This window comes from Flavobacterium sp. CG_9.1, assembly GCF_015751645.1.
Lineage (GTDB): Bacteria > Bacteroidota > Bacteroidia > Flavobacteriales > Flavobacteriaceae > Flavobacterium > Flavobacterium xanthum.
This window is the reverse complement of sequence record NZ_JADOVC010000017.1, coordinates 80903-88522: the sequence shown is the minus strand read 5'-3', so window position 1 is coordinate 88522 and position 7620 is coordinate 80903. Positions and strand designations below refer to the sequence as shown.

5 protein-coding genes are annotated in these 7620 nt (G+C 30.7%); 1 reads left to right on the top strand and 4 read right to left on the bottom strand.

What is annotated here, in order from left to right:
* Positions 1–91: 91 nt before the first annotated feature.
* Positions 92–3556, bottom strand: a complete 3465-nt coding sequence (locus IWX83_RS10645; RefSeq protein WP_231379938.1) for an NACHT domain-containing NTPase — start codon at positions 3554–3556, stop codon at positions 92–94.
* Positions 3557–4057: 501 nt separating this feature from the next.
* Here IWX83_RS10645 and IWX83_RS10640 point away from each other — a divergent pair.
* Positions 4058–4717, top strand: a complete 660-nt coding sequence (locus IWX83_RS10640; RefSeq protein WP_196829591.1) for a M15 family metallopeptidase — start codon at positions 4058–4060, stop codon at positions 4715–4717.
* A gap of 4 nt (positions 4718–4721) precedes the next feature.
* On the opposite strand, the gene IWX83_RS10635 is transcribed toward IWX83_RS10640, so the two are convergent.
* Genes IWX83_RS10635 through IWX83_RS10625 form a run of 3 tightly spaced genes read right to left on the bottom strand, consistent with a single transcriptional unit; the run spans position 4722 to position 7565 of the window.
* Positions 4722–5288, bottom strand: coding sequence for a hypothetical protein (locus IWX83_RS10635; RefSeq protein ID WP_073353114.1), 567 nt, complete (start codon positions 5286–5288; stop codon positions 4722–4724).
* A gap of 1 nt (position 5289) precedes the next feature.
* Complete coding sequence (locus IWX83_RS10630) at positions 5290–6471, bottom strand: class I SAM-dependent methyltransferase (protein ID WP_196829589.1); 1182 nt, start codon at positions 6469–6471, stop codon at positions 5290–5292.
* Positions 6472–6473: 2 nt separating this feature from the next.
* Positions 6474–7565 carry an AI-2E family transporter gene (locus tag IWX83_RS10625; RefSeq protein WP_196829587.1) on the bottom strand — a complete coding sequence of 364 codons (1092 nt, stop codon included), beginning with the start codon at positions 7563–7565 and terminating at the stop codon, positions 6474–6476.
* Positions 7566–7620 lie beyond the last annotated feature (55 nt).

Here is a 7620-nt window from a genome sequence, read left to right as displayed (position 1 = left end):
TATTTAAATATGGATTAGACTTCTTGTCAAAATTTCTTTTGACTGGATTTAACAATCTAAATTACAGCTTATTTAGTTTTTTGTCATGTACTTAAGGAGAAAGTATAGCATGTAAGAGATTGTGTATAATGCGGTCATTCACCTTTTCAATAGGAACAATACCGTCTAAGTAGTCTGTTTTAATACCTTCCTCAAGTGAATTTAACCAGAGCATATTTAAAAGCAATTCCTGATCCAGATTAAAATGAAAAATTTTTTGAAATTTATAGAGAGCTTCAAACAAATAATACTTGTCATTATAATGATTATTATGCTCATTATTCTCTATCGAAAGGTGATTTAAATAATATTCTTTAGCTATAGAAGTATTGTCATCACACCACTTATTGATAAATTGTTTTTGGCTCTCGGAGATTACAATTTTGTTGCTTTTTTCGCTTTTAGGCAGACTGTTTAAAATATCGTATACAATATCAAGGTTTGAATTCAATACTTCATTATACACATCGGCTTTATTAAGTTTTTCACTTTCCATATAATTATTTCTTAGAATTTCATACAAAAGCTGTTTTGCATTCTCTGTAACATTTCTTTGCAGTTCAAAATCATTGTAGTACCTGTGGTAAAATTTATCAATGTCTTCAAGGCATAAATCTTCTTTACACAGATACTGATATAGCTTTAAAATTTGAATTGTTATTTCGTTTTTGTCAAATAAAACATCAAAATTCTTTTGCTCTTTGGTACTGTAAAATTCATTTCTATCTTTAATCTCATCGTCACTTAATTTGTCTTTAAAGTTGTAATGGGTCTGAGATTCTATGTAATTCTCAAATTCTTTACTTAAATTAAAATCTCTGTGACTTAGCACATTTCTAAATTGATGTAGGAATTCTTGATTTAGAATTCCGTCATTGTATTTTTTAAGAATTTTCTCAAAATCGCCGGCATCGATAATGTCAGCTAAAAAATGTCTGCAGTCAGGGTTTCCGCTGCTCGATTCAATTATAATATCAAACAACTGCTTTTCAATACCACAAGACCTAATAACTTCCAATAATAGTTCGTCATTGTAATAATTCGCTTTATCTTTTAAAACAGCATTTGAAATTATTACAATTAAATTAGGGAAGAATTCCTTTTTAGAGGCAAAAAACTCTTTTATATACGCTAAAAACTCTTTTATTAAACTTTCCCTAAATTGATAGTTTTTTTGCCTTTCAATTGAAAATTCATAAATTTTAAGTAAAACGGTTCCGTCACTAATCTTTGTAAATAAACTGAAAATATTATCTTTAGTTGATGTCAGAGAAGTATATTTTGGAATTGAATTCCATTTCTTATTTCCAATGGATTTATCTAATATTTCCAAAAAATAATCTATGTTATCAATAATTGATTTATTGGGAACACAATTTATAAGGGCTCTAGTTATTTCTCTTTCATCCCTTTTTTTAAGCAGCTCAATGATTTGATTGAAAAAAAATACATCTTCATTTACCCCGGCACTTTTAGTAAGCATTATGGCATCTTGGACAAGATAGGCATAATGCTCATCTGCAATATTAGTCTCATTAATAATGTCAATGGTTAATGCTTTTATGGGCTCTGAGAATAATGCCGGAATGTTCATATCGGACAGGACTTTTATAGCAGACATTCTGGCTCTTCTGTGAATGTGAACATCCCTTACTTTAGAAATCAGGTACTTTATATTAGAATCGCACTCGCTGAAGGAGGCTATGTTCTTTGAGTCATTGATCCAAAGGTTATCCTCTATGCAGTTCTTAGTAAAGAGCTTCTTCAAAACTTTAGACTTTATTACATCAGTTATTCTATCGGAATCAGCATTGAACAGTAATTCAAAATCATTTCCCACCAGCCAGTCTACTAAAGAATTGTATGAGGCTTCATCTTCGATAAGATTCAGTAAAAAGGTAATTACATTATGCCAGGTAGGATGGATTTTGTTCGTGTCATTATCAATTTGTATTAATTTTATTATCTCTTCAAAACTTAATTCAGATAAAATTGTGGCAACAAAATACTCCTGGATATTTTTAAGGACAAAGCTCCAGTTATCGGCTATATTTTCCTCTAAGAACGGGTTTTTAGCAAGGCTTGCTTCATCCACTTGCGCTACCTTTTTGATTTCAGGAGCCGTTAAAAATGGTTTTTGCATGGCCTCTAATGAAAAAGCAATCTTTTTAGTATAGCTGATAATTCTGTCCTTGTCAAAAGCTGCATCGTTTCTAAATTTATTCTCTTTGTCGTTATTGAGTCTTGAATCAATAAATCCTTGAATTAATAAAGCTTTATTGGTCAAAATTACATTGTGGTTTTTATAATAATTCCCGATAAGGTCAAGGTAAAACGGGTTTTCTAAATTTTCTTTGTTTTTATAAACATCAAAGGTGCTGTCATCCTCTACATTGAGGTTGTATTTGTTTTCAAGAAAGTTTAAACCATCGGAGACATTTACTTCATTTAGGAAGTAAACCCCAAGATTACTTATGTTTTTTATGTATTTTTTGTAAATATTAGTTCGGCAGCTAATGATTAGTCTGATTGTTGCATCATCAAATAAGGTTGTATGATCAGTAATAAAGTTTCTGAGTTTATTGCTGAAATCTATAATATTTTCAATTTCGTCAATACCGTCAAAAATGATGACTTGCCTTGGAATTAATATAAAGTTTTCAGGCAGAAAATCTTCAATTCTGGACATTGAAGTGAAATTCTTTAAGGACTTAAAAATAGGTATAATATTTAATGCATCTCTGGTGTTCCATAACTCAATAGCCACTTGTTTCAGTTCTGAGGTTTTTCCAAAACCTGGATTTCCTAGTAGGATAAGCCCTGATTTATTTTGATATATCTCTGAGAGTAATGTTTTTTGATTTGAAATCGGATGGTAATTTTCATATTCCCTTTTTTGGCTGTTTCTTATACTTCTTTTGATGTGAAATTGATTGGCCTCAATATTGTCTATGTACTTTTCTTTATCAGAGTCATCGATAACTATTTTTTGCAAATTCTTGTTTGAGAAAATAAACTTGTCAAATTGATTTAGGATTTCTTCTCTTTCATTTTCAGTTAAAACAGGTGCTTCACTTTGATATGCTTTTTGGTAGATTTCAGGATAGAGGGAAAAATACTTTTCAACGTCAGTTTCCGGGCTTAAAAACGCTATCTTAAAATGGGTATTGTCAAGACTTTCTAAAAAAGGTCTGTTTCTCGTTTCTTCAAAAATATTGCTGAAATTTCTTTTTGGTGATATAAAAAGTACCAAATCTACCTTTTGATGGGTTGAGGCAATTTGAGGCAGTTTAATCATAGCATCGGTGTAATTCAACTCTGATGTATAGTCTTTGCACTCACTATAAATTGACCTGCTGAAATATTTCTGATCAACGATCTCAACTAAGTTGTCGTATCCATCTTGTGAACCTGATAATTGAATTCTTTTGCGGACAACAGCAAACTTTAGTTCCTTAAAAATCATTTCAAGAAATTCAAGAGCTAAGATCTCTAAATCACCTCCTTTTTTTGTCATAAGGGCAAATATTAAATGAAATACAAATGTAGTTTATGCAATGCTAAAATTGTAATAAGTTTTTTTGTGATTTAATACTTCTAATTACATAGTTATTAAATGTTTTTCAAATCAAGCTTACATCAAAGATTTTCGTTCCACAGTCTTGTTAAGTGTTTTTTATTTCTTTTTGAAGTTATAAAGTTAGCAATGACCAAGTATTGTGAAGCTTTTTCTCTATGTAGCAATTATTGTTCAATTTTCAAATTTTTTTCCTTGACGGATCGTGTCTTGCCCTGAAATTTCTTGTCGTTTTAGGTTATATAAAAACTATAACTAATTTTTTTTAGTACCTTTAACCTTCAAAAGATTCGGCTAAAAGCTTTAAATCTTCTAATAAAAGGTTCGAATTTTGTACCATAAGGTTCACTTTAAACCGATACTTTTACTAGTATCGGTTTTTTTGTTTTTATAGTTCCTTAAACTCCTTTATTTATGGTATTTTTATAAAAAATAGACCGTATGCTTTCTTACTTCAAACTTCTCCTGCCTTTTTGTATTTTCTTTTGTTTCACTTCTTGTAAGTCTCAAGCCATTTTATCTGATAAACTAGAATTAAATAGTTCAGCAACTAATGACACCACATTTGTAAATTTGAAAGAGTACACTAGTGATTTTGTTTATGACATGAAGTACGCAACAGAAGATAATTTTCTAAAGACAAAAGTGTACGATTGTGCGGAATGTTTTTTAAGGTTAAAAACGGTAAAGGCACTTATTGAAGCCAATAAAAAATTCATAGAAAAAGGATATAAAATCAAAATTTTTGATTGTTACCGCCCTTTGGATATTCAAAAGAAAATGTGGACTATAGTTTCGAATCCAAAATATGTGGCAAATCCTGCAAAGGGTTCTATTCATAATAGAGGAGGAGCGGTAGATATTACTTTGGTAGATAGTAGCGGAACTGAGCTCGATATGGGTACCACATTCGATTTTTTTGGAATCGAAGCCAGTCATAACTATCCGAAAGTTTCAGAAGTAGTAAAACAAAATAGAATACTATTAAAAACCCTTATGACGAATAGTGGATTCAATTCTTTTGATTCCGAATGGTGGCATTACAATTTGAAGTCAGGTTTGAATGATAAAGTATCTAATGCTAAATGGGATTGCAAATAGAATCTTATTCTATACATTGTAGGTAATTAATGAAGTAGGTTTCCGGATTGTACACTTCATTTGTCAATTCTGATATAAACTCTTTTTTGAAGATGTAGTCTTCTGTGTCGGTCAAATATTTAATACGCATCATGGTAACGGGAGCTTTTTTTAATTCTTCAAAGCTTCCTTTCATAAACATGAAAACGCCAGAATTAATTCTGTTATCAAAACCTTTATCATCGCGCAATAGCGTTCCGCAATTTTCTTGATCCACATGCATTAATGTAATTATTTTTCCATTATTTAATTGTAAAAATAATTTAGAATTTTTATCAAAGCAATTTGCTTTCATAAAATCTTTGCTTTTTTGTAGCAGTTGTATGCTCAATGTTGGCATGCCATCTGTTAACGCAAGCGAACAAAAAATATAACTAGAATTTCCAGCAAATTTTTTCTCGCTAATCATGTATTCCTTGGTTGATTTGTATGTTCCAATGGAATCAATGACATTAGCGCTGTAATCACAAGGTTTTTGGGCAAATAGACTGCAGCTGAAAAGAAATAAGGCTAGAAGGAGCAAGTGTTTCATTTTATATTATTTTGGTGCAAATTAAAACTATTTTATGGTTATTCGAATCAGTTGTGAAAAAACAGTAATTCTTTCCTCCATCTTTGATTTTCCATTTTTTCCGAATACTTTCTACGCTATCCGGGAAATTACGGATTGTGATATTCGCTTGACTCTTTTCTAAATAATTTTTCATTTCCGTTTTGTTGTACGGCACTGTTTTCTCAATTACGAAAACACGCCCTGGAAAGGATACTAAGTTGTTTGAAGTATATAAATGCGAATGTTTGTGTAATTTGTTTACGTTGTAAAACAAGCTAACTTCATCAAATCCACCTGATTTCATGATAGCGCTATTGGGTTCGTATAGATACTTTTGAGGCAAACTAAAGTTTATGAATTTGGATTCTTCGTTCAAAATAAAATCAAATTTTTCTGTTTTATCCTTTAAAATATTTATGGTTTTAATACTAATATTGTTAGAATATCCTTTGTGTAATTCCCATAATAATTCTTTTACCTCATTTTCAATGGCAACAATATGAATTGTTTTTACATGTTGCAATTCAGATAATCCAGCTGAAATATCAAGAAGAGGTGCTGTTTTTATTAAAATCGCATTCGAATTTGTAAAATAAAAAGCTAGATTTTCTGGAACATTGGGCAAACAATCTTTGAGCATGAATACTTTTCCTTTTGAATCATTTCTCCTAGACGGATCAATATAAATCCAATCCCAGGTAGTTTTTAAAGCTTTTAAAGTGTCCATACTATCTGCGGAATGGCAAGTGATGTTGGGAATATTTAATTGTTTAAAATTATGTTGAACGATAGTTGATAATACTGGATTAATTTCGCAATGGGATACTTTTTCTATCTTTTTCGCAAAATAATAATCGTCTACTCCAAAACCTCCAGTTAAATCAATTAGAGATTTTCCTGATACAATTGAGGCTTTATAGGAAGCGGTTGTTTCAGATGATGTTTGTTCTATCGAAATTTTACTTGGATAAATTATATTTTTGGTTGCAAACCAAGTCGGTAGTTTGTTTTTTGCTTTTGTCTTTGCTTCTATTTGGCTCAAAACAGCAATCCAATTGGACTCTGGAAATGGATTTTTTTGAAGTGCTAACTTTGATATGTTTACACCAATAGTGTCATCTATAAAAGCTTGTATTGCTGGATTTAATAGCGCTGTGTCCACAATTAAATATCTTTAGTCAACAACATGATTATTTTGTTTTCAGGGAAGAATTCTTTACCAATGACCTTGATTATTGTATAAAGAGGAACTGCTACCACCATTCCAAGAATTCCAAAAAGGAAACCTGCAATAAGAATTACTAGGAAAATTTCCAAAGGGTGTGAGCTTACACTTTTAGAAAAAATGATGGGCTGAGAAAAGTTGTTGTCAATTATTTGAACAATCCAAAAACCGATTAAAACGTATATTGTTGTTGGTAAAATTTCAGATTGAAAATCACTTCCCAAATTACTTAGCATCGTCAAGATTGCTGCTAACAATGAAGCGATTAATGGTCCGATATAGGGGATGATGTTCAATACAGCACATAGAAAAGCAATAACAACCGCATTAGGTACTCCAAAAATAAACAGGACAATCATATATAAAATAAATACGATGAACAATTGAAGCAATAAGCCAATAAAATAACGCGACAACAAGTGATTTATTTTATCTAAAGAATGTAAGATTTGATCCTCATGGCTATTTGGAATTAATTTTTTGGCACCAACAATAAACATCAACCGGTCTTTTAAAAAGAAGAAGGTTATGAATAGAATCGATCCTAAAGCTACGCCCAAGCTACTAATGGTGTTTAAGATCGTGTTTAAAAAATTAGGGATAAAGTTAAAGTTAACTTTTGAGGTTACATTAGCCTCCTTCAAAAGTTGTGCAGAATCAATTTGATGGCTGTCTAGGAAAACACTTATTTGCTCCATCAGTTGGACAATATCTTTTTCAATTTCTACCGTATTTAGTAAAGAAAGATTTTGTCCCTGCGATAAAACGAGCGGAACAAACATCATTATAAACCCGAAGATAATTAATATAAAAATGAACAAAACTAGTATTGTAGCAAAGATATGGTTGAATTTTAGCCGTCTTTTAAAAAAGTCTAAAATGGGATTTCCAATCAACGTCATTATAAACGATATTACCAGATATATTAAGACCGATTGAATTTGGTAAAAAAATAATAAAATTAAACCGCAGAAAGCTAAAGTCAATAGCGCTCTCAAAATACCGTTAGAAATCGTTTTTGATGTAATCATCTTTTATTTTTAGTTGGTAAATATAAAAAAAAACTCGCTAACAAGTAGCGAGTTT